General features: G+C 62.7%; 19 protein-coding genes and 1 rRNA gene. 7 read left to right on the top strand and 13 right to left on the bottom strand.

Translation table 11 applies throughout. The features are described 5' to 3' along the window. Positions 1-244, bottom strand: a 16S ribosomal RNA gene (locus ACP148_RS18835); the annotation flags it as partial. A gap of 625 nt (positions 245-869) precedes the next feature. Here ACP148_RS18835 and ACP148_RS18830 point away from each other — a divergent pair. After that, on the top strand, positions 870-2,849 hold the full coding sequence (locus ACP148_RS18830; RefSeq protein ID WP_425033611.1) for a M23 family metallopeptidase: 1,980 nt from the start codon (positions 870-872) through the stop codon (positions 2,847-2,849). A gap of 41 nt (positions 2,850-2,890) precedes the next feature. On the opposite strand, the gene ACP148_RS18825 is transcribed toward ACP148_RS18830, so the two are convergent. Then, positions 2,891-3,241 carry a VOC family protein gene (locus tag ACP148_RS18825; protein ID WP_421952254.1) on the bottom strand — a complete coding sequence of 117 codons (351 nt, stop codon included), beginning with the start codon at positions 3,239-3,241 and terminating at the stop codon, positions 2,891-2,893. Positions 3,242-3,396: 155 nt separating this feature from the next. On the opposite strand from ACP148_RS18825, the gene ACP148_RS18820 reads away from it, so the two are divergent. From ACP148_RS18820 to ACP148_RS18810, 3 genes are all read left to right on the top strand, one after another. Then, positions 3,397-5,241, top strand: a complete 1,845-nt coding sequence (locus tag ACP148_RS18820; RefSeq protein WP_421952255.1) for a DEAD/DEAH box helicase — start codon at positions 3,397-3,399, stop codon at positions 5,239-5,241. Between the two features lie 1,178 nt (positions 5,242-6,419). Beyond that, positions 6,420-6,800 (top strand): hypothetical protein, encoded by a 381-nt coding sequence (locus tag ACP148_RS18815; protein WP_421952256.1) that lies wholly within the window; start codon positions 6,420-6,422, stop codon positions 6,798-6,800. Positions 6,801-6,953: 153 nt separating this feature from the next. Further along, on the top strand, positions 6,954-7,307 hold the full coding sequence (locus tag ACP148_RS18810; RefSeq protein ID WP_421952257.1) for a DUF2200 domain-containing protein: 354 nt from the start codon (positions 6,954-6,956) through the stop codon (positions 7,305-7,307). A gap of 64 nt (positions 7,308-7,371) precedes the next feature. Here the strand turns inward: ACP148_RS18810 and clpB are convergent, their stop codons facing one another. The 3 genes from clpB to prmC form a co-directional block, all read right to left on the bottom strand. After that, complete coding sequence (gene clpB / locus ACP148_RS18805; protein WP_421952258.1) at positions 7,372-9,987, bottom strand: ATP-dependent chaperone ClpB; 2,616 nt, start codon at positions 9,985-9,987, stop codon at positions 7,372-7,374. 198 nt (positions 9,988-10,185) lie between these two features. Further along, positions 10,186-10,854, bottom strand: a complete 669-nt coding sequence (locus ACP148_RS18800) for a DUF4167 domain-containing protein (RefSeq protein WP_421952259.1) — start codon at positions 10,852-10,854, stop codon at positions 10,186-10,188. Positions 10,855-11,204: 350 nt separating this feature from the next. Next, positions 11,205-12,071 carry a peptide chain release factor N(5)-glutamine methyltransferase gene (gene prmC, locus ACP148_RS18795; RefSeq protein ID WP_421952260.1) on the bottom strand — a complete coding sequence of 289 codons (867 nt, stop codon included), beginning with the start codon at positions 12,069-12,071 and terminating at the stop codon, positions 11,205-11,207. A 66-nt stretch (positions 12,072-12,137) separates the two neighbouring features. On the opposite strand from prmC, the gene ACP148_RS18790 reads away from it, so the two are divergent. Continuing rightward, positions 12,138-12,428 carry a hypothetical protein gene (locus ACP148_RS18790; RefSeq protein WP_421952261.1) on the top strand — a complete coding sequence of 97 codons (291 nt, stop codon included), beginning with the start codon at positions 12,138-12,140 and terminating at the stop codon, positions 12,426-12,428. Here ACP148_RS18790 and prfA read toward each other — a convergent pair. The 3 genes from prfA to ACP148_RS18775 form a co-directional block, all read right to left on the bottom strand. Beyond that, positions 12,425-13,501 (bottom strand): peptide chain release factor 1, encoded by a 1,077-nt coding sequence (gene prfA / locus ACP148_RS18785; protein WP_421952262.1) that lies wholly within the window; start codon positions 13,499-13,501, stop codon positions 12,425-12,427. The genes ACP148_RS18790 and prfA overlap by 4 nt on opposite strands. Positions 13,502-13,525: 24 nt before the next feature. Beyond that, positions 13,526-15,790: a phosphoenolpyruvate--protein phosphotransferase gene (gene ptsP, locus ACP148_RS18780; protein ID WP_421952263.1), complete on the bottom strand. Its 2,265-nt coding sequence runs from the start codon at positions 15,788-15,790 to the stop codon at positions 13,526-13,528. 151 nt (positions 15,791-15,941) lie between these two features. Further along, positions 15,942-17,201, bottom strand: a complete 1,260-nt coding sequence (locus ACP148_RS18775; protein WP_421952264.1) for an aspartate kinase — start codon at positions 17,199-17,201, stop codon at positions 15,942-15,944. 173 nt (positions 17,202-17,374) lie between these two features. Between ACP148_RS18775 and ubiG the strand changes: the two genes are divergently transcribed. After that, entirely contained in the window at positions 17,375-18,118 is a 744-nt protein-coding gene (gene ubiG / locus ACP148_RS18770) for a bifunctional 2-polyprenyl-6-hydroxyphenol methylase/3-demethylubiquinol 3-O-methyltransferase UbiG (RefSeq protein ID WP_421952265.1), read from the top strand. A gap of 157 nt (positions 18,119-18,275) precedes the next feature. On the opposite strand, the gene ACP148_RS18765 is transcribed toward ubiG, so the two are convergent. The 4 genes from ACP148_RS18765 to ACP148_RS18750 are packed head-to-tail and all read right to left on the bottom strand — an operon-like array spanning position 18,276 to position 20,681. Beyond that, positions 18,276-18,698 (bottom strand): DUF1178 family protein, encoded by a 423-nt coding sequence (locus ACP148_RS18765; RefSeq protein WP_421952266.1) that lies wholly within the window; start codon positions 18,696-18,698, stop codon positions 18,276-18,278. A 2-nt stretch (positions 18,699-18,700) separates the two neighbouring features. Beyond that, positions 18,701-19,564, bottom strand: coding sequence for a carbon-nitrogen hydrolase family protein (locus ACP148_RS18760; protein ID WP_421952267.1), 864 nt, complete (start codon positions 19,562-19,564; stop codon positions 18,701-18,703). Beyond that, positions 19,561-19,821, bottom strand: coding sequence for a glutaredoxin 3 (gene grxC, locus ACP148_RS18755; RefSeq protein WP_421952268.1), 261 nt, complete (start codon positions 19,819-19,821; stop codon positions 19,561-19,563). Before grxC ends, ACP148_RS18760 begins: the two co-directional genes overlap by 4 nt. A 29-nt stretch (positions 19,822-19,850) precedes the next feature. Next, positions 19,851-20,681: a ComF family protein gene (locus tag ACP148_RS18750; protein ID WP_421952269.1), complete on the bottom strand. Its 831-nt coding sequence runs from the start codon at positions 20,679-20,681 to the stop codon at positions 19,851-19,853. 12 nt (positions 20,682-20,693) lie between these two features. Here ACP148_RS18750 and ACP148_RS18745 point away from each other — a divergent pair, with 12 nt between their 5' ends. Then, positions 20,694-21,554 carry a methyltransferase domain-containing protein gene (locus ACP148_RS18745; protein WP_421952270.1) on the top strand — a complete coding sequence of 287 codons (861 nt, stop codon included), beginning with the start codon at positions 20,694-20,696 and terminating at the stop codon, positions 21,552-21,554. Positions 21,555-21,557: 3 nt separating this feature from the next. On the opposite strand, the gene ACP148_RS18740 is transcribed toward ACP148_RS18745, so the two are convergent. Then, complete coding sequence (locus tag ACP148_RS18740) at positions 21,558-23,324, bottom strand: SLC13 family permease (RefSeq protein WP_421952271.1); 1,767 nt, start codon at positions 23,322-23,324, stop codon at positions 21,558-21,560. Between the last annotated feature and the right edge of the window lie 17 nt (positions 23,325-23,341).

Here is a 23,341-nt window from a genome sequence, read left to right as displayed (position 1 = left end):
CCTTGGTAGGCCATTACCCCACCAACTAGCTAATCTTACGCGGGCTCATCCAATCCCGATAAATCTTTCCCCAAAAGGGCGTATCCGGTATTAGCTGACGTTTCCATCAGTTATTCCAGAGAACTGGGTAGATTCCCACGCGTTACTCACCCGTCTGCCACTAAGTCCGAAGACTTCGTTCGACTTGCATGTGTTAAGCCTGCCGCCAGCGTTCGTTCTGAGCCAGGATCAAACTCTCAAGTTTGATATCTGACTTAACAATCGTTAGACGTATGCACATTGACGAGGACACACACCTTCCAATCAGCAAAAGCCAAAAGGAAAAGAGTGTACCTCAAGAAAAACGTGCACCCATCAAACTAAGCCTTTTTCGACAGCTCATAAGAACCATCCGCAAAAACAAAGCCCGCCGGCCACGTTTCCCTTTCCAACAAAATCAACAATGTCAAAGAACAAACGCCGCAGGGACGTTTCAAGAAGAGCTTCAGAGAACAGTGACCAGCTTCCGGAAAGTTCCGGCAGAGCCAACCGCCTTGTTCTGAAGCCGCGACGCTGGGCGCTCAGGGCGCCACCGCGTCTGCAGTGGGGGCGTTATATGGGCAGGCTCTTTCGGTGTCAACACGCCAAATCACCTTCAACGACACTTTTTTGACAGTCGGCGAAAAAACCCGCGGCGCCCGGTGGTTTTGCCCCACAAGGCTCCAAGTTTGGCCGCATTTTCCCGGCATCGATCCCTCCATGTCCAGCAACGGCGACAAAGCTGTGGCGGGCCGGCACACGGGCTCCTTGCTTGACATATGAGTCTGCCGCGTCCATCCCTTTGACGCGCACTATTGTCTGGCTGGCCGCAAGGGTCCGGGGAAGAAAAGTTGAACGCAGCGCAACGCAACCGCCACGCCGCCCTGCTCAAGGCGACAGGATATGAGGATTCGCCGGCCCTGACCGTCAAATCCCCCGAAGGCGCATTGCCCCAGGGCCGCGAGATCAGCTTTGCCTGGCTGGCCGGTACTGTATTGACGGGCGTGACATCGTTCATGCTGATGGCCGGCGCCCTTCAGGTCTCCTTTAAAGGACAGGATACGTTTTCCACGCCTTTCGAGGCGCTGGCCATTTCGACGACTCAAAGCCCAACGCCCGCGCCGAACTCGCTTGTCGGCAAGACGCGTCGCGCCAAGCCGGTCACCCAGACTCATTCCGACCTCGAGGTTATCGAAGCGTCGATCCGCGAGGTCGTGGATGGCGTCGCCCGCATCCGCAACCAGCCCTTCACCACCATCAACGCGACCTTGGCCACAGCCTCCACTGCCTTGTCCGAGGACATTCCGACTTATGACCCGGTCGCGTTGCTGGCGCGAAACGAACCACTGCGTGCCAATCCCTCCGCCGAGCTGGTCAGCACCGATATATATGGTGCCGACGTCGAAGGCGAACTCACGGTAAGAACGGCCGCACTCGAACTGACCGATCCGCCGCACCGGGCGATCAGCGACATCACCGCCTCCCAATTCGTTCGCCTCTCGGTGGAAGGCGCCTATACCGATGTCGAGGGCCCGCTCATGGCCTACGCAGCTCCGTCGACCAGCCTGCGCGAACTTGGCATTGAAATCGCGCCTGGCACCATCGAGGGCGTCGCCGAAAACGTGACGGTCATGCCCAAAACGCGCGCAGCCGAAGACATGGGGAATTTGCGCACCGAGCGTGTTCTGACGATTCGCGAACGGACCCCGCTCGCCGAAGCCTTTATGCGCAACGGGTTCACGACCCAGATGGTCAGTGCCGTGACGCGCGCCATGCAAAATGTCTATCCCCAGACCGACCTGCCCGAAGGCACGCGCCTCAGGATCCTGTTTGGCGCATCACGCGGCTCCCAGACGCTCATTCCCTATCGCGTCAGCATTTATGATGACACCACCCACCGCGTGACCGTGGCGCTGACCGACCAGGGCAGATACGTAACCGCGCTCGAACCCCCGACAATCGAATTTACCGAAGAAGATACCGAAGAGGTCAATGTCGGCAATCTGCCCACAATCTACCGCTCGATCTGGGAGACGGGGCGCAAGCACGGCCTCGATGACGCAACCATTGACCGTATCGCGGCGATGTATGCCTATGATCTCGATCTCACACGGCGTGTTTCCCCCGGCGACTCGATTGAAATCCTGCTCTCTGGCACCGCCGAGGAGGACAACCAGGACCTGCTTTATGTGGCGCTGACCCTGTCCAACACCACGCGCGAGTTGTTCCGCTTCCAGACCGAAGACGGGGTCATCGATTTCTACAATCCCGATGGCGAGACCGGAAAGCAGTTCCTGTTGCGCCGGCCGCTCGAGGGGGGTGGCACGCTGCGCTCGCGCTATGGCTATCGCCGTCACCCCATCTTTGGCGACTACCGCCTCCACACGGGTACGGACCTCGCCGCCCGCACCGGGACGCCCATTTATGCTGGCGGCGACGGTATCGTCGAAATGGCGCAATGGTATTCCGGTTATGGCCGTTATGTTGAACTGCGCCACGCCAATGGCTACAACACCGCCTATGGGCATATGAGCGCGATTGCCGACGGCATTACGCCGGGAATGCGGGTCACCCAGGGCCAGGTGATCGGTTATGTCGGCTCGACCGGCCAATCGACCGGCCCCCATCTCCATTACGAGATCAAGATCAACGGCAACACCGTCGATCCCCTGGCCGTCAAACTTCCCCGCGCCAATTCGCTGCCCCAGCAGTACCAGAGCGAATTCGCATCCACAGTTGCCCAGGTCCGCGCCCTTATCGAACAACAGGGCACGCCTGTCACCGCGCCGGTCACCGTGGCCGCCGCACCAGCCACCACAGCTGCCAACTAAGGCCTGAACCGAAACGATCAGCACCCGTTACGCAATGCACTCTAGCCGGCCGGCTTCTGCTCGCTCCAGACCGCAAGCTCGTTCCCGCCCGGCTCGCGGAAATGAAACCGCCGGCCGCCAGGGAAATCGAACTGCCCGCGGGTAATCTCGCCTCCTGCCGCGCGCACCGACACCTCTGCGGCGTCCAGATCGGAGGTATAGAGAATGACCAGCGGCAATTTACGCTGCCCCTCTGCCCGCGAAATCCCGCCATCGAGCTTTGCATCCTCAATGCCAAGATAATCGGGCCCATAGTCGGTGAACCGCCAGCCAAAGGCCGCGGCAAAGAAGGCCCGGCTTGCCGCGAGGTCCCCGCTGTCGAACTCGATATAGTCGATGGCCGTAGCCGCCATGACGGGCCCTCCCTTTTGTTCACCTTACGTTCTCATTTCCCACCGATCCTGTCAAGGCCCCGGAGCGCCGGACTTCCAACGCCATCCCCTAAGATCAAGACTGGCCCCCACCGCCCTGGTTCTGCTATAGCCTCCTCAACATAAGGCTTCCATTCATGTCATCTGATACTGACCACGCGCCGGCGGACCTGCCGGCATCCATCCATGTTGCGCTGGCCAATGCCCTCGCCGGCCATGGCTATACCCAGCTCACCCCAGTGCAGACGGCCATGCTCGATCCCGCCCATGGGGGGGCCGACCTTTTGGTGTCCGCCCAGACCGGATCGGGCAAGACCGTGGCCTTCGGCATCGCCGTGGCACCGACCCTGCTCGGCGAGGCTGAACGCTTCGAGGCCGCCGACACACCGCTGGGGCTGGTCATCGCACCGACCCGCGAGCTGGCGCTGCAGGTGCAGCGCGAACTCGACTGGCTCTATGCCAATGCCGGCATCCGTATCGCAACCTGCGTGGGCGGCATGGATATGCGCACCGAGCGCCGCGCCCTCGACCGCGGCGCGCATCTGGTGGTGGGCACGCCCGGCCGGCTGCGCGATCACATCACCAAGGGCGCGCTCGATTTGAGCGCCATGCGCGCCGTGGTGCTCGACGAGGCCGACGAAATGCTCGACCTCGGTTTTCGCGACGACCTCGAATTCATCCTGGCCGCCTCGCCCGAGACTAGGCGGACGCTTCTGTTCTCGGCGACTGTTCCGCGGGCCATTGCCGATCTGGCCAAGACCTATCAGCGCGATGCGGTTCGCGTGGCGACCACGGCTCCAACCGAACAGCACGCCGATATCGACTATCAGCTCATGGTGGTCCATCGCGACGAACGCGAGCACGCCATCATCAACACGCTGCTGGCCTCCGATAGCACCAGCGCACTGGTCTTCTGCCACACCCGCGAAGCGGTGCGGCATCTGGCGGCACGGCTCACCAATCGCGGCTTTGCCGCCGTGGCGTTGTCGGGCGAGTTGGCCCAGTCCGAGCGCTCGAGTGCTCTCCAGGCCATGCGCGACGGTCGTGCCCATGTCTGCGTCGCCACCGACGTTGCGGCGCGCGGCATCGACCTGCCCAATCTCGACCTGGTGATCCACGCCGATATTCCTTCCAATCCCGCGACGCTGCTGCACCGCTCGGGCCGCACCGGCCGGGCCGGACGCAAGGGCGTCTGCGTGCTGGTCGTTGCCGAACACCGGCGCAAGGCCGCGGGCCGCGTTCTGGCGATGGCCAAGCTTTCGGCGACAACGGTCTCCGCGCCGACCATCGCCGATATCGAAGCGCGCTATCGCCGGCAGATTCTTGACGCCGCGATCTCCGCGCCGATGCCCGAAAGCCATGAAAGCGATTTTGTGGCTGAACTTTTAGGCAATGTTTCTCCCGAACAGCTGGCCGTGGCCTTCCTGCGCCAGCAACTGGCCAGCCGGCCGGTTCCAGAAGAAACATCCTTGGTCTCGCTTGCGGGCGAGGGCCCCAAATCCAGACGCCGCGACAAGCGCTCCGAGGGTGGGCCCGCATACGATCCCATGGCGCCGCGCGAACCGCGCGGACCCGATATGGTGGGCGGGGTCTGGTTCACTCTTTCGCTGGGGCGCAAGCATCGGGCCGACCCCAAATGGCTGCTGCCCATGATCTGCAAGGCCGGCGGGGTAACCAAGCGCGAGGTCGGCTCGATCAAGATCGAGGACACCGAAACCCGGTTCGAGATCGCCGCCGACAAGGCCGACGATTTCGCCCGGCACCTCAAGCAGGGCACCGGCCTTGAACGCGGCATCACCATAACCCCGGCCGGACGCGGCCCCTCAAAGCCGCCCCGCGCCAGGGAAGGGTATGAGTCAAAACCCAAATTCGAGCCGAAGGCCAAATTCAAGCCCCGTCCCAAACGTGAAGCCGGCCCCGGCGACGCGCCGCGCCCCGCCAAGGCCGGATCGAAAGGGTTCGGCAAGAAGGGGCGCAAATAGCGCCTGAAAGCTATAGCCCGAGCCAAAGGGCACCAAGCGCCAACGCAGCCGCACAGCGAGATCTTTTACGCACGCCAAACCCTCCGACGGTCAGTGACCTCGGCTTGCTGACTTTCTTGCTGGTCGCGCTTCCGAACCGAAAAACCGGTTCCCACTTTTTCTGGAAGCGCTCCAGACAGACGGCATGGGGCGATGAACGCTCCGCATGTTTATTTAGTATATGAAGCGATCATCGCCCCACGCATCCAGGGTTTTGGGCTTATGGCGGCGTCTCGGGCTGGGGTTTGTCGTCCGGGATATTGGCATTTTTAGTGGGTCGGTTGGCGAACCGGGAAACCGGTGCCCACTTTCCCTGCCAACCTCCCGTCGGTGCCCCTCTCCCTTTCGGGAGTGCGACGTGGAACGCCTGGTTCCTCGTCCGGCCATCCGTCCGCTTTGGGCCTTCCCTGCGGCGACCCGCAAGGAACCCGGATCGGTCTCGCCGGAAGCTCGTATGCATCCTCGTCCCTGGCGACACCGTGCGGGGAGAATGGCACGAGTGTCTAGGGGCGGGGATAAGATTTTTCGAGCGCTTCCACCTTCACCCGCGTCATCCTCGGGCTTGACCCGGGGATCTGCTGCGTCGGGGCAGCCGGTGAAGGGGTTGGGGACCGATGACGCGCCAAGGAGCACCACTTCTGCCGCGCCTGCGGACGCCCTGCGGATCCCCGGGTCAAGCCCGACGATGACGACGGGAGCGGGGTGAGTGGTGGTGATGGAGCTGCGGGGGGCGGGCCCGAGGATGACGCGGGGTGGGTTGATGGTGGTTATGAGCCGAGAGCGGAGCCCAACATCCATCGCTGTCCCGGACGTGATCGGGGACCCAGCAGCCTTACCGACACTTCGGTGCGAATGGACAGGCGCATGGACCCCGGCTGGAGTTTATCCCGGCGAAAGCCGGGACCGGGGAAGCGAGGGGGAGGTGGGAAGGTGAGGAACGCTGGCGGGGCCGGTGCACTTCGCGTCCCAGAGGATGATGAGGGAAGCGGCGGCGCATGGCCGTTGCGGAAGCCGGCCCGGCAGGCCAATGTGTGCTTTCTGGCAACCTTTTTTTCGTTCAGCTCGTTTTCAGGTGCGGGGAATTAACACTCAAACACAATGCGCCTTCATGTCGATGGCGCCGCCATGGAGAACAGATCATGATGAAGTCCATTCTAGCCGCCGCAGCTCTTGTCGCCTTTTTCATCGCCCCCGCCTTTTCCCAGGCGCTCGACCCCAACGGAACATGGGTCGACCGTTGGGGCACCAGCTTCACCTTCGAGCTGTGCGGCGACGGCACCCAGCTTTGCGGGGTTCTCAATGACATTCAGGGCGATTCGCGCACCGAGGAAAACCTGGCCTTTGTCGGCCAGGAAGTGGTTCAGGGCACCCAGGTCGGCCCCAACAAATGGGAAGGCACCATCGCGCTTAACGGCGGCAACGCCAAGGCCATCGTCGAAATGATCGGCCCCGATACGCTGAAAATCACCGGCTGTCAGGCCGCCATCTTCTGCTCGAGCATCGACTACCAGCGCTCGTAAGACAGCCTGTGCATTGATGGATGGGCCGCCGCGAAAGCTGCGGCCCCATTTGTGCAGGGCACGGCCCAATCCCCGATTGCCTGCATAACGGCGTAAGATCAGTATGGGCTATCGATGAAGAAACGCGGAAATGCTCCAGACCCCGGAGAGGCCATGAAAAAGCACCGAATTTTCACGATGAGCTTTGCGTCCGTTTACCCCCATTATGTCGCCAAGGCCGAGAAAAAGGGCCGCACAAACCAAGAGGTCGATGAAATCATCCGCTGGCTGACGGGCTACGGCCAGGACCAGTTGGACAACCAGCTTGAAAGCGGAACCGATTTCGAGACCTTCTTTGCCGACGCGCCAAAAATGAACCCCTCGCGAACGCTCATCAAGGGTCTGATCTGCGGCATCCGGGTGGAAGAGATCGAAGACCCGCTCATGCGCGAAATCCGTTACCTCGATAAGCTGGTCGACGAATTGGCGCGGGGCAAGGCTATGGACAAGATTTTACGACGGGGGTGAGCCCCCCTGTTCCAACGAAAAAGGCCCCGTCTCCGGGGCCTTCTCATTTGCCGAGACAGGGTGCCTATTCCGCAGCCGCATCGACCGCTTCACCCTCGACGACCGGCAGGATCACAAGCCCGACATCGCCGGCATCGACCTTGACGGTGCCGCCATCGGCGACGTCGCCCGCCAGCATTTTTTCAGCCAACTCGTCCTGCACCGAGCGCTGGAGGACCCGCTTGAGAGGTCGGGCGCCATAGGCCGAATCATAGCCCTCATTGGCCAGCCAGTCGCGGGCCGCGGGCGTGACCTCGATACTGATCTCGCGGGCGTCGAGCAATTTTTGCAGGCGCTTGAGCTGGATATCGACAATCGCACCCATCTGGCTGCGCTCGAGCCGGTGGAAGAGCAGAATTTCATCCACACGGTTCAAAAACTCGGGCCGGAAGGCCGCCTTGACCGTATCGAGCACCTTGCCGCGCACCAGCTCCACCGCTTCCCCATCGGGCTGGGCGGCGAGATATTCCGAGCCAAGATTGGAGGTCATGATGATCAGCGTGTTGCGGAAGTCGACAGTATGGCCCTGACCGTCGGTCAGCCGCCCGTCGTCGAGCACCTGCAACAGCACGTTGAACACATCGGGATGGGCCTTTTCGATCTCGTCGAACAGGACCACCTGATAGGGCCGACGGCGCACCGCTTCGGTCAGAACCCCGCCCTCGTCATAGCCGACATAACCCGGTGGGGCCCCGATCAGGCGGGCGACGGCATGCTTTTCCATGAACTCGCTCATATCAAGCCGGACCATCGCCGTCTCGTCGTCGAACAGGAACTGGGCCAGCGCCTTGGTCAATTCGGTCTTGCCCACGCCCGTGGGGCCCAGGAACATGAACGAACCGATGGGCCGGTTGGGGTCCTGCAGGCCCGCGCGCGCACGGCGGACGGCGCGAGAGACCGCCTCGACCGCCTCGGACTGGCCGATGACGCGCTTGGCGAGTTCGTCTTCCATGCGCAACAGCTTGTCGCGTTCCCCTTCGAGCATCTTGTCGACCGGAACGCCCGTCCAGCGCGACACCACCTGGGCGATATGGTTGGGGGTAACGACTTCTTCGACCATGTCCGAGCCCGGCTGGGCCTCATGGGCTTCGGCCTCTTTAAGGCGCCGTTCGAGATCCGGGATCACCCCATAGGCCAGCTCCCCCGCGCGGGCGAGGTCGCCCTTGCGCTGGGCAAGTTCGAGCTCGGTGCGGGCCTGATCGAGCTGTTCCTTGAGCTTGGTGCCTCCGGCCAGCCGCTCTTTTTCCGAAAGCCAGCGCTGGGTCATGGCGTCCGATTCTTCCTCGAGCCCGGCCAATTCGGCCTCGAGCCGGGCCAGACGGGTTTTCGATGCGTCGTCGTCTTCCTTTTTCAGCGCTTCGCGCTCGATCTTGAGCTGGATGATGCGCCGGTCGAGTTCGTCGAGCGCTTCGGGCTTGGAATCGACAGCCATGCGCAACCGCGCCGAAGCCTCGTCCATCAGGTCGATGGCCTTGTCGGGCAGGAAGCGGTCGGTGATGTAGCGATTCGAAAGCGTCGCCGCCGAAACCAGCGATGAATCGGAAATGCGCACCCCGTGATGAAGCTCGTATTTTTCCTTCAATCCACGCAGGATCGAAATCGTGTCCTCGACGCTCGGTTCGTTGACGAACACCGGCTGGAAACGCCGCGCCAGCGCCGCATCTTTTTCGACGTGCTTTTTGTATTCGTCGAGCGTCGTGGCGCCCACGCAATGCAATTCACCACGCGCCAAAGCGGGTTTGAGAAGGTTCGACGCATCCATCGCACCATCGGCCTTGCCCGCGCCAACCAGCGTGTGCATCTCGTCGATGAACAGGATGATTTGCCCTTCGGCGGACTGAACCTCGCTCAGCACCGATTTCAGCCGCTCTTCGAACTCACCGCGATATTTCGCGCCGGCGATCAGCGCGCCCATGTCGAGGGCGAGCAGCGATTTGTTTTTCAGCGATTCGGGCACATCGCCATTGACGATGCGCAGGGCGAGGCCCTCGGCAATGGCGGTCTTGCCCACGCCGGGTTCGCCGATCAGCACGGGATTGTTCTTGGTGCGGCGCGAAAGCACCTGAATGGTGCGCCGGATTTCCTCGTCGCGCCCGATCACCGGGTCGAGCTTGCCCTCGCGCGCATCCTCGGTCAGGTCGCGGGCGTATTTCTTGAGCGCGTCATAGGTGTTTTCCGCGCTCGCCGAATCGGCGGTGCGGCCCTTGCGGATGGCTTCGATGGCCGCGTTCAGCCCACTGGCGGTGACGCCCGCCGAGGCGAGTATCCTGCCCGCATCTGTGTCTTTTTCAATCGTCAGGGCAAGCAGCATGCGCTCGACCGCGACAAACGAATCGCCTGCCTTGTGCGCCGCGGCCTCTGCCGTCTCGAAAACCCGCGCCAATTCGCGCGACAGATAGATCTGCCCATTGTCGCCGGAAACCGAGGGAAGCTTTTTGAGCCCCTCTTCCACCCCGGCACGCACGGCCTGGCCATTGCCGCCGGCGCGTTCGATCAGCCCGGTGGCCATCCCTTCGGGATCATCGACCAGAACTTTCAGGATATGGAGCGGGGTGAACTGCTGATGGCCGCGCGACAGCGCCATCTGCTGGGCGCTCTGGATGAACCCGCGCGTCCGCTCGGTGTATTTTTCGATATTCATGCTTCAACTCTCCTTTGCTGGCGCGCTGCCCCTGCCCGTCTGGCGGCACATGGGGAAACGCCCGAAGCGTTGACGAGATTTTATGTCAGCCCGGCTCTCCGGCACTGACTCAGGTCAAAGGATATATGGGAGCACAATCGCAAAGAAAAAGACCGGGCGCGATGGCCCGGTCCTTTTTATTTTTGTTTGGTCGAGCGCTTATTCGGCAGCCGCTTCGCGTCCCGCAGTCAGGAACGCGGGCAGCTCGGGCGCCGGCTCGTTGGCATCGTCGTCGGCTTTCTTGCGACGCGGACGGCGGGGCTTTTTGGGCGCCTCTTCGGCGGCAGGCGCCGCATCCTGGCCAGAGGCCGTTTCAGCGGCCCCAGGCTTTTCGCCTTCCGAGGATGCGTCTGCGGTCTCTTCGGTCCGTTCGCGGCGCGGACGGCGCTGGCGCCGCTGACGCGGCTCGCGCTGCTCGTCCGACCCGCCATCTCCGCCTTCGGACGCTTCCACGTTCTGATCGGCGGCATCCGCGGAATTGCCCGAGGCGTTCTCGTTGTCGTCATCCTCGTCGGGCGTGGTGTCGACGCTTACGTCCTGACGCGGCTGATACTGGGCCTGCGCGGCAAGGATGATGCGCAGATAATGCTCGGCGTGCTGGAGATAATTCTCGGCCATCACATTGTCGCCGACCGAAGCCGCGTCGCGTGAAAGCTGGGTGTATTTCTCTGCAATATGGGCAGCATTGCCGCGGATTTTCACGTCCGGGCCGTTGCTTTCATAACTGCGCGACAAGGGATTGCCGCCACCGCCGCCGCGCCGCTGGTTGTTATTGTTGTTCCGGCCGCGCGAACGCTGCTTGTTGTTGTTCTGCTGATTTGGTCTCATGTGCTCGCTTCAACACGTTCCGTGAAGGTATGCGCTTAATAGGGGCCTATGCCGCCAAACAGGACGGCGGGCACAAAACTCGGCTGACACGAACCGAACCTCCGGTGCGCGCTGTGCCGATCGCTCTCTCTGGTTTCCCCAAAAAGGCTGTGTGAGCTCCGACCCTGTCTGATGCTGCGTCAACCCTCTGGGAGGATGGGTTCCGCGAACGGCTTTACTCTATGCCGCCGATGTCAGGGTGGGGTCCACCGCGATGAACAAGCACCGCGTCAGCACCGGCAACCTAACCGCATATCCTTCTCATTGAAAGAAAAATATTGGCTTTTGGACAAAATCGCCCGGACGCTGTGTCATTTGGGCGCGCTTGCCGTAACCATCCGGTCGTGACCGGCAAGGTCCCTGGCGATGGCGATGTCGCAAAAGCCCGCCGAGCTTAAAAGCTCATTAACCATGTGGCCCTGATCGAAGCCGATTTCAAGAGCCAGCGCTCCCCCCGGCACGAGGTGATCCCGCGCCTGCGCCGCAATGATGCGATAGGGATCGAGCCCGTCCGCCCCGCCATCGAGCGCCGCCATGGGATCGAAGGTTTTCACGCCCGGGTCCAGCGTCTCGATGGTCGCGCTGGCGATATAGGGCGGATTGGAAACGATGAAGTCGAATCGCTCGTCCCCCAGTGCCGAAAACCAGCTCCCCTGCCGGGCTTCGAACCGGGCGCCGAGCCCGAGCGCCCCAGCATTGTCCCGGGCCTGTTCGAGCGCTTCGGTCGAGATGTCGATGCCCACACCTCGGGCGGAGGCAATATTGGCCAGCAGCGAAAGGACGATGCAGCCCGTTCCCGTCCCCAGATCGAGAATGGCCGGTGCGGGACGCGCCCTGAGACGGGCCAGCCCGAAATCGACGAGCATTTCGGTTTCCGGACGCGGGATCAACGTGGCGGCGTTGAGCCCGAACTCGAGCCCATAAAATTCCTGCACACCGCGTATGCGTGCAACGGGCTCTCCGGCAAGGCGACGAGCGGCAAGTGCCTGGAGATCCCTGGTTTTGCTGCCGGGAAACGGGTCCATCTCCGAAGCGACCAGTCCGGTCGTGTCGAGATCGAGCACGGACCGGACCAGTAGCCGCGCATCGAGCGCGGCCGTCGGAACGCCGACGGCCGTCAACTGGTCGCGCAGGCCGCGCCAGACCTGGCCGATGCTCGGAACTGAAGACCCCATCATCCGTCCTTTATTCCGCCCGCTTCCCGATCAAATATGCGCGCACTGCATCAGTTTGCCGAGGCGCACATGGCCACTCCGATACACCCGAGCTCTCCGACCAGCCGCTGGCGCCGCTTCGTTTGGACCGGGCTGATCGCCATTCTCGCCGCTCCGCTGATTGCCATGCAGTTCACCAGCGAGGTCGATTGGGATGCGTTCGATTTCATTTTCGCCGCGATGCTGCTCGGAGCAATCGGCATCGCATTTGAATTTTCCACCCGGATGATTTCCGGCCCCCTGGCGAAACTGGCCGTCATGAGCCTGGTCGTCGGCCTGGTCCTGATTGTCTGGGCAGAAGCTGCCGTCGGAATCTTTTAGACGCCCTGCTCCATCGCGGCGAGCTGCGCGGCCTGGTTTTCTGTAATCAGCGCGTCGATCACGTCACCCAGCGCTTCCCCGGTGATGATCTGGGGGAGCTTGTAGAGCGTGAGATTGATCCTGTGATCGGTCACCCGCCCCTGCGGAAAATTATACGTCCGGATGCGCTCGGACCGATCGCCCGACCCGACCTGGGACTTGCGGCTCTCGGCCCGCTCGGACGAGGCCTTGAGCTGCTGTTCGTCGAAAAGCCGCGCCCGCAACACCTTCATGGCATTGGCCCGGTTCTGGTGCTGGGATTTTTCCGCCGAGGTCACGACGATGCCGGTGGGGATATGGGTGATGCGCACAGCCGAATCGGTGGTGTTGACGTGCTGGCCGCCCGCCCCCGAGGCGCGCATCGTGTCGATGCGGATATCCTCGTTGCGGATTTCGATGTCGATATCCTCGACTTCGGGCAAGACGGCAACCGTCGCCGCCGAGGTGTGAATACGCCCCGAGGCCTCGGTGTCGGGCACCCGTTGCACGCGATGGACGCCCGATTCGTATTTGAGTTTGGCAAACACCCCCGCGCCCGACACGTTGGCGATGATTTCCTTGTATCCGCCGGCGTCGCCCTCGGACGCTTCCATGACTGAAACCTTCCAGCCCTGCCCCTCGGCGTAACGCTGATACATGCGGAACAAATCGCCGGCAAAAAGCGCCGCCTCGTCGCCGCCCGTCCCGGCGCGAACTTCCAGAATGGCGCTTTTTTCGTCCGCCGCATCCTTGGGCAACAAAAGAATGCGGATTTCCTGGCTCAGCGCCTCGATCTTTTCCTTGAGCTCGCCCATTTCCTCGTAGGCAAGCTCGGCCATTTCCTTGTCGCCCGAGCTGGCAAGTTCCTCGGCCCCAGCCAGATCGGACAACGCGGCGCGATATTCGCGCACCTTGGCGACCATGGGCGAAAGCTCGGAATATTCCTTGGACAACCGCACATAGGCATCGGGGTCGGGACTGCCCGACATCGCCGCCTCGATGGAATCGAAACGGCGTTCAAGGGCGTCGAGCTTGTCGGTGGGCAGAAAGGCCATGCACTTAATCCGGTCGGGAAGGATCTAGACGGGCAGAGAGTGCCGCTCGGCAAACTCGGCCAGAAACTCGCGGGCCGAACCCTCGGTTTCGCCGTTTTCAAGATAATCGTTCATTTCGGCCTTGAGCGCGCCGACGTCAAGTCCGAGCACCATTTCCTTGATCGGGCCGATCGAGGACGCGCCCATCGACAGCCGCGTCATCCCGATCGAGAGCAGGGCCATCGCTTCGACGGGACGTCCGGCCAATTCCCCGCACATGGTGACGGGCTTTCCGTATTTTGCCGCCGCATCGACCACCAGCTTGAGCGCCCGCAGGCGCGGCCTTGCAATCGGATCGTAATTGTTGGCGACACGAGGATTGGCGCGGTCGGCCGCCGTCAAAAACTGGATCAGGTCATTGGACCCGATGGAAACGAAATCGGTCTCGGGCAACAGCCGGTCCAGTTCGAACAAAAGCGAAGGCACTTCGATCATCGATCCGATTTCGAGCGTTTCGGGCTGGGCAAATCCCAACCGCGGCAACCGCTCGTTCTCGCGCAGGATGAAGCGCTTGACCTTCATGTATTCGCGCGCCTCGGTGACCATGGGCACAAGGATGCGCAGCGGCTTGCCACCGGCAGCCTGCAACAAGGCCCGGACCTGCGTCCGCAGCAACGCCGGCCGGTCGAGCGCCAGCCGCAGGCTGCGCCAGCCCATTGCCGGATTTTCCTCGGCGGTGGACCGCATATAGGGCACCACCTTGTCGCCCCCGATATCGAGCAGCCGGAAGACGATGGGCTTGTCGCCCATCAGCCGCATGGCTTCGGCGTAGAGCTCGACCTGCTCTTTGACCCGGGGCATTTTCGAGGCGATCATAAATTGCAGTTCGGTGCGGAAAAGCCCCACCCCTTCGGCACCGGTTTCCTCAAGCATCGCCATGTCGGCCAGCAGCCCCGAATTGTGCAGCAGCGTGACATGCTGCCCGTCACGGGTAACCGACGGGGTATCCTTGAGCGCCGCGTAATGGGCCCGGCGCTTGGCCGAAAGCCGCACCTTGTCGATATAGGTTGCCTCGATATCGGGCGTTGGGCGCAGATGCACGGCGCCGGTGAACCCGTCAACGATGATATCGTCGCCCGCCTCGCCCATCGAAACGACGTTTTCGGCTTGCCCGACGGCAACCAGCCCCACCGAGCGCGCCACGATGGCCACATGGGCCGTGGCCGCGCCATCCTCGAGCACCACCGCCCTGAGCTTGGTCCGGTCGTATTCGAGCAGTTCGGCCGGCCCCATATTGCGGGCCACCAGAATGGCGTTGTCGGGCAGGTCCTTGCCGGCCACCGAGCCGTCGGCCGTCAAAATGCGCAGTAGCCGGTTGGCAAGATCGTCCAGATCGTGCAGGCGTTCGCGGATGTAGGGGTCGGTCTGGCGCAGCATGCGGGCCCGCGTGTCGTTCTGCACGCGCTCGACCGCAGCTTCCGCCGTCAAACCGGAATCGATTGCCTCTTCGAGCCGCCGCACCCAGCCCCTATCGTGGGCGAACATGCGATAACTTTCCAGGATATCGCGGTGATCGGAGGGAATCTGCATGTCGCCCGAATTGAGCAATTCGTCGATCGAGACGCGCATGGTCATGAGCGCCGCTTCGAGCCTGAGCTTTTCGGCGTCCGTATCGTCGGCAACGAAATTGGTGACCACCACGCGCGGGTCGTGCAGCACCACCTGCCCCAGGGCGATCCCTTCGGAAAACCCGATGCCCTGAAACATGCGCGGGCGCCGCAGGTCGATATCGGAGCCCGGCTTGACCAGCGCGTCGAAATCGGCGGTCGAGATCATCTCGGCCAGGATCGTCGCCGTGGTCAAAAGCGCCTCGGTCTCGTCCTCGCCATAGACCCGGCGCTCCGAATTCTGAACGACCAATACGCCCAGCGTCTGCCCGGCCCGCAGCACCGGCACGCCGAGAAAGGAAAAGAATGGATCTTCGCCCGTTTCCGGACGATATGCGAATGAGGGGTGTTCGGGTGCGTTTTGCAGGCTGAGCGGTTCGGCCTCGTTGGCGATCAGGCCCACAAGTCCTTCGCCCAGACGCAGCGTCGTGATATGGACGGCATCGCGCTTGAGCCCGTGCGTGGCGAACAATTCCAGCGCGCCATCGTCGCGCAACACATAGAACGAGCACACATCGGCGCGCATGTTCTCGGCGATCAGGTCGACGATCTTGTCGAGGCGGTCCTGGCTGGCCAATGGCTCGGCCATGGTTTCGCGCAACTGGCGCAAGAGCACCCGCGGTCCGCCAATCGCTGTCACCATGTCCGCTCGCCCGGCGGGTGCGCCCCGCCTCCTAGAGTGTGGTCAGAAAAAGTTGCAGGCTTTTTCGTCTCGACCGCACGATCAAATCAGGACTAGAGCGCCGGTCCGGTTCAATCGAACGGGACCAAGCCCTAGTGTGGTTGGGCCGGGCTTACCCCTCGGCCTTGTCCAGACCGTAATAGGTATGCAGCGCCCGAACTGCAAGCTCCGCATATTCCTCATCGATCAATACGGAGGTCTTGATTTCCGAGGTTGTGATGAGCTGGATGTTGATTCCCTTGTCCGAAAGCGCCCGGAACATCGAGGCCGCGACCCCGGCATGCGAGCGCATACCGACGCCCACGACCGAAATCTTGGCGCCGCCCTTTGAGCCCGAAATCGATTCGTATTCGAGATCGGGCGCGTTGCGCAAAACCTTCATGGCCTTGTCGAACTCGCTGTCGGGCACCGTAAAGGTGATGTCGGTGATCTGTCCGTCATCGGAAATGTTCTGCACGATCATATCCACGACGATGCGTGCATCGGCCAGCGGCCCGAACACCGCTGCGGCGACGCCCGGCTTGTCCTTGACCTTGCGCAGGGTGATCTTGGCTTCGGCCCGCGCAAGGGTCACACCCGAAACGATCTGCTTTTCCATGATCTCATCCTCATCGCACACAAGCGTGCCCGTCATACCCCATTCGCTGTCCGGCGCGTTGCCCGCCTGCGGGTCGTCGAACGTCGAACGCACAACGAGCCGCACACCCTGGGCCATGGCCAGTTCCACTGACCGCGTCTGGAGCACCTTTGCGCCCAGCGAGGCCATTTCGAGCATTTCTTCAAAACTGACCCGCTCCAGGCGCTTGGCCTTGGGCGCGATGCGCGGGTCGGTGGTATAGACGCCGTCGACATCGGTATAGATATCGCACCGGTCCGCCTTGACGGCGGCAGCGACCGCCACGGCCGAGGTGTCGGACCCGCCGCGCCCCAGGGTCGTGATGCGCTTTTTGTCGGACACACCCTGAAAGCCGGTGACGACCGGCACCCAGCCCGAACTCATGCGCTCGTTGAGATTGTCCGGATCGATACCGGTGATCCGCGCCGAGCCATGGGCGTCGTCGGTATGGATGGGCACCTGCCAGCCGGCATAGGAGCGCGACTGGATACCCATTTCCGACAACACGATGGCCATGAGCCCCGCGGTCACCTGCTCGCCCGAGGCCACCACCGCATCATATTCACGCGCGTCGTGCATGGGCGCCGCTTCCGCGCACCAGCCGACAAGTTCATTGGTCTTGCCCGACATTGCGGAAACCACGACGGCGACCTCGTGACCGGCATCGACCTCGCGTTTGACGTGCCGGGCCGCTTGCCTTATGCGCTCGACATTGGCGACCGAGGTGCCGCCGAACTTCATAACTATACGCGCCATGACGCCGCCTTCGATGCAAACCTGTGCCGTACCGCACCGTACGGTTGTGGCGCGGTGAGTGCCACAAACCGGGCCGTTTAGCAATATGGGATAAAGGGCGCTGCGGCGACGGATCGCTTGACTTGGCGACCCGGCGCGGTCACCTCTTGGAGCACGCCAGAACGAGGTACGCCATGACCACCACCATCAGCCCCGATGAAATCGGCAAGTTCCACAAGATGGCCGAAGAGTGGTGGGATCCCAACGGCAAGTTCAGGCCCCTCCACAAATTCAACCCCGTGCGCCTTTCCTATATCCGCGAGCATGTGATCGCCCATTTCGGGCTCGATGACAAAGCCATGCGCCCGTTTACCGGCCTGCGGCTTCTCGATATCGGGTGCGGCGGCGGATTGCTGTGCGAGCCCATGGCGCGGCTGGGCGCCAGCGTGATCGGCGCCGATGCGGGCGAAAAAAACGTCAAGATCGCGGCCCTCCACGCCGAACAGTCAGGGCTCGAAATCGATTATCGCGCCACGACCTCCGAAGACCTCGCCGCGGCCGGCGAGCAGTTCGACGTGGTGCTCAACATGGAAGTGGTCGAGCACGTCGCCGACGTGCCGCTCTATCTTCAAAGCTGCTGCAATCTGGTCAAGCCCGGTGGCCTGATGTTCGTCGCCACCATCAACCGCACGGCCCGGGCCTACGCCCTGGCCATAGTCGGCGCCGAACGCGTCTTGCGCTGGCTGCCCAAAGGCACCCACCAATACGAAAAGCTGGTCACCCCCGAAGAAATCATCTCGATCACCGGCCGCAACGGCATGAATGTGATGAACAGGACAGGCGTGACCTTCAATCCGCTGAAAAACCAATGGGGCAAGAGCCGCGACATGGCGGTCAACTACATGCTGCTATTGGAAAAAACCAGGGCCCTGGACTAATCGACATTTGCGGGAGCGGCCTCATAACCCCACCCCGCTGTCACCCCGGCCTTGAGCCGCGGTCCAGTACACTCAGCATTGGTGATAGAACCCGGGCGCTGCCGCTTACTGGATCCCGGATCAGGTCCGGGATGACACCGGTGGAATTAGGCAGGCTCTAATTGTGCTCGTCGGGCACGTTGGGGAGCGGCATGAATTCGATGCCTTCATCAATCAGGCCGACAACCTCGTCCTTGGTCGCCTCGCCATAGATGCCGCGCGCTTCGGCCTCCTCGTAATGGATCTTGCGCGCTTCCTCGGCGAATTTGTCGCCCACATAATCGGCTTCCGCCGTCATCTTCTGGCGCAAAGCCCGCATGGCCTTTATAAATTCCCCATGCTCGGGATGGCCGGCCGAAAGCGCGACCTTTTCGCTCGGCCGTGAGACGGCAGGCGCCATCAGCGCCTTTTCCACCTGCGAGGAATTGCAGATCGGGCAGGTCAAAACCCCGCGCGCCGACTGCTCGTCATACGCATCGGCGTTTCTGAACCAGGCATCGAATTTGTGGCCCGCCGCGCAGGCGAGCGTGAACTGGATCACTTTCAATTCCCCGCTTGGGTTTTCAGATCGCTTCCGAACGGCGCCAGCGTAAAGGGCCGCCCATTGGCCAGCGCAGGCACCCTTTGCCGCGCCCCGGCCACCGCGTCAAGGTCCAGCGCGACAACCACCAGCCCCGGCTCGGCCCCATCGGCCTCGGCGATCACCTCGCCCCAGGGCGAAACCACGAGCGAATGACCATAGGTCGCCCGCCCGTTTTCATGGCTCCCGCCCTGCGCCGCCGCCAGGATGAAACAGCCCGTTTCAATCGCCCTGGCCCTGAGCAGAACCTGCCAGTGCGCCTCCCCGGTCGGCACCGTAAAGGCCGAAGGCACGGCAATCACCTGCGCACCCGCCTCGGCCAGCGCGCGATAAAGCACCGGGAAGCGCACATCATAGCATATGGAAAGCCCGAGCATAAATGGCGCGATATCGGCCACCACGGCCGTCTCTCCGCCCGCATAGGTGGCGCTTTCCCGATAGCCGTTGGCGCCGTCGATATCGGCATCGAAAAGATGGATCTTGTCATAGCGCGAAACGATCGCGCCCTGAGGGTCAAACAGCACCGAGCGATTGGCAAACCGTCCATCTTCAAGCGCTACCGCAAGCGAGCCGATATGAAGGAATACGCCATGGGCTCTGGCAATCCCGGCCAGCCGGGCTATCGCGCCATTGTTCTCCCACGGTTCGGCAGCGGCCTGTAACCCGGCGCGATTTCTTGCAAAGACCACGCTCATTTCCGGGGTCAGAACGTAAGTGGCGCCGGCCAGCCTCGCCTCGGCGACCCGTGTTTCGATTTCCGCGAGATTATCCCTTGCCTCAAGCCCCGAATTCATCTGGACAAGGGCAACGGTTGTGGTTTGGCTCACGCCGCGCTCTCGAGCAGGGGATCGAGCTTGCCCTGCCGCTCAAGCGCGGCCAGATCGTCATAACCGCCCACATGAATATCCCCGACGAAAATCTGCGGCACCGTGCGCCGCCCATTGGCACGCTGGGTCATGGAAGCGCGCAGATCGGGATCGAGCACGGTGATTTCTTCGAATGCGACGCCCTTGTCGCCGAGCAGTGCCTTGGCGGCGTGGCAATAAGGACATGTGGGGGTCGTATAGATTTCGACCTTGGTCATTTATTCAGAACTCCAGTCAATCGTGGCAGTTATACTGTCATATCGGCGTCGAACACAACGCGGGCAAAGCTGAGCACATCGACTTGCGATACGCCCGCGCGCTTGAGCGCCCTGGCGGCAGCCGAAACGGTGGCGCCGGTTGTCAGCACATCGTCGACAAGCACTACGCGCCGCGCCCCCAACCGCTCCAGCCGCGCCGTATCCACACCAAACGCCCCATCGACATTGCGGGCCCTCTGGGAAGCGTTGAGCCCCACCTGCTGGATGGTGCGCCGATGTCTGACAATAAGGTCGGTATGGAGTTCGCATTTTGCAAGGCGGCCAATGGCACGTGCCAGTTCCGCCGACTGGTTATACCGCCGCTCGCGTTGGCGGGCCCGGTGCAGGGGCACCGGCACCAGAACCGCATCGGGTCCCAAAAGGTCGTGACCCGCCGACACCATCATCCGCGCGCAAAACAGCGCGATTTCGGGCCGGTCGGAATATTTCATCTTCGAGACCAGCTTTCGCGCCAGATCGGTATAGGCAACAGCCGACCGCGCCCGGTCAAAAGGCGGCGGGTTGGCAATGGCCTGAACCGACAGCGCGCCTTCGCCCATCTCGGACGCGAAGGGCAAACCCAGCACCGGGCAGAACGGCCGGGAAATCGGGATCAGCTGCTCCCAGCACGCCGGACACAGCCCATCCGGCGTCAAAACCGCCTCGTTACACGCCAGGCACACCGGCGGGAACGCCAGATCGAGCGCCCGCGCGCCGGCCGACACCACAAGGGCGCGCAACCGCAGCGCAAACGGCCTGCCCCGATTTTCCATCGCCCCAACCATGATCCGATCATTGCACGGCGCTTCTTCCTGCGCCATATGGTCGGAACCATGACCCAGCCCCCCCTCGTTTTCGACCGCGCCCGCCTTGCCGCCAATTTCGCCAAGCGCGAAGGCCAATCCGATTTCGTGACCGATCTGGTGGTCGCCGACCTCGCCGACCGGCTCGCGCCGGTAACGCGGGAATTTCCAAAGGCGCTGATCATGGGCCCCGACCCACGGCTTTTGCCCGACTCTGCACAATCGGCCAGTGGCCCGATCCATTTCGAGAAAATCTCGTCCCTGCTCGAAATCGACGGCTTTGCCGCGACCGACCCCGAACATCTGCGCCTGCCCGCCACCGATTACGACCTGATCGTCTCGCTCCTTGACCTGCAGACCGTCAACGACGTCCCCGGCTTTCTCGAAAACCTGCGCCGCCACATTGCCCCCGATGGGCTTCTGATCGCCGCGGCCATCGGCGGTCGCACGCTCACCGAATTGCGCGATGCGTTCCTTGCCGCCGATGTTGAAATCCTTGGCGGCGTCTCGCCCCGCGTCGCGCCGATGATCGATGTCCGCGACGCCGGCAGCCTGCTCCAGCGGGCCGGCTTCGCGCTGCCGGTCACCGACCTTGAATCCCATACCGTGCGCTACCGCACCCCGCTTGCCCTGCTCGACGAATTGCGGGCGCTGGGCGTCACCAACCCGCTGGCTGGCCGCGACACGCGCATGCTGACCCCGCGCCATCTGATGCGGGCAGCCCAAATCTACGCCGAGCGCTTTTCCGATCCCGATGGCAAGGTGCGGGCCAGCCTCGAAATCTTGTGGCTCTCGGGCTGGGTGCCCCACGAAAGCCAGCAAAAGCCATTGCGGCCCGGCTCGGCCCGGACCAGCCTGCGCGATGTTCTTGGCGACAAGTCCAAATCCTGACCGTCACAACGGCCAGAACACCATGATGGCGGGCACGCCGACCACAACGATGATCACTTCGAGCGGCAGGCCCATGCGCCAGTAATCGCCGAACCGATAGCCGCCCGGCCCCATGATCAGCGCATTGTTGTTATGCCCGATCGGCGTAAGGAACGCGCAACTGGCGCCGATGGCCACGGCCATGAGGAACGCATCGGGATTGACTCCCAATATCTGGGCCAGCCCGTATGCGACCGGCGCAAAGATCACCGCCGTTGCAGCATTGTTGAGGACGTCCGAAAGCGTCATCGTGAACACCAGCACGGCGGCAAGCGTCACCCAGGCGGGCGCATATTGTCCAACCATCGCCAGCCCCTCGGCCATGAGCTGGGCACCGCCGGAGGTCTCGAGCGCCATGCCCACCGGCAGCAGCGAGCCGAGCAGAACGACCACCGGCCATTCGATCGATTCGTAGATCTCGCGCACCGGCAGAATATCGAAGAGCACATAAAGCACCGAAACAGCGGCCAGGGCCACTGTGAGCGGGACAATGCCGAAGGCCCCCACCCCCACCGCAGCCGCAAACAGCCCGATCGCCGCCAGCGCCTTTTCGTGCCGCGTCACCGAGACACTCGAGGCGATGGGCAGGCAGTCCATGCGGGTTATCACATCGTCCACGGCGTCCTGGTGGCCGAGCAACAGCAGCACGTCGCCCACCTCGATCGGCGTGCGGCGCACGCGCTCGGTGATGGCCCGGCCCCGCCGCGACAGCCCCAGCATCACAACCCCGTTGCGCTGCATGACCCGTACGTCGTTGGCGATGCGGCCGACGACGCGGCTGTCTATCGTCACCACCGCCTCGGCCATCTTGAGATCGGACGAAAGCTCCGCGCTTTCCCCCGAGCGGCCCTGCAAATCGACCTGCAGCGCTCCGGCCAGCGCCGATATCGCCTCGGCGCTGCCGTTGACGACGATCAGATCGCCCTTTCTGATCTTTTCCCACCGCGCCCGGCCCGGCAGGCGCTTGTTGCGGCGCACCAGCCCCACTATGGCGCAATCGTGCTCCTCGGCCTCGGCGTCCAGATCGCGCACCCGCTGACCCTTGGCTTTCGATTTCTCGGTGACCACGAGTTCGGTCGTATAGCTGGCGGAGGCGCGCAATTCGGCGCCGGCCCCCTTGTCGCGCACCGGGATCAGTCGCCAGCCCACCAGCCCGATGAACGCCACGCCGGCCAGCGCGCAAACCAGCCCCACCGGGGTGAAATCGAACATCGTGAAGCTCTCGCCCATGGCGCGTTCGCGATAGGCGGCGATGATGATGTTGGGGGGCGTGCCGATCATCGTCAGCATGCCGCCAAGGATCGTGGCAAAGGCCAGCGGCATCAGGGAGGATGCGGGCGAGCGGTTCGCCTTTTGCGCCGCCTGGACGTCGACGGGCATGAGAATGGCCAGCGCCGCGACATTGTTCATGAAACCCGAAAAGGCCGCGCCGATACTCCCCATGACCGCGATGTGGACCGGCAATGAGCGGTCCCGGTTCACAGCGTGCCGGGTGATGAGATCGACCGCCCCCGACCGCGACAGGCCCGCCGTGACCACCAGCACCAGGGCGATGATGATCGTGGCGTCGTTTCCGAAACCCGAAAATGCGGTGTCGGCCGGGACGACCCCCAGCACGACGCCGACGATCAGGGCGGCAAAGGCAACGAGGTCGTATCGCCACTTGCCCCATAAAAGCCCCACAAGGACCGACCCCAGAAGGACAAAAAGCACGATCTGTTCGTAGGTCAAGACAATCCCCCGCACGG

Origin of the sequence: Pelagibacterium sp. (genome assembly GCF_965249125.1) — a bacterium.
GTDB lineage: Bacteria > Pseudomonadota > Alphaproteobacteria > Rhizobiales > Devosiaceae > Pelagibacterium.
Note: the sequence above shows the minus strand (reverse complement) of the source record. Positions and strands in the feature narration are given on the sequence as shown.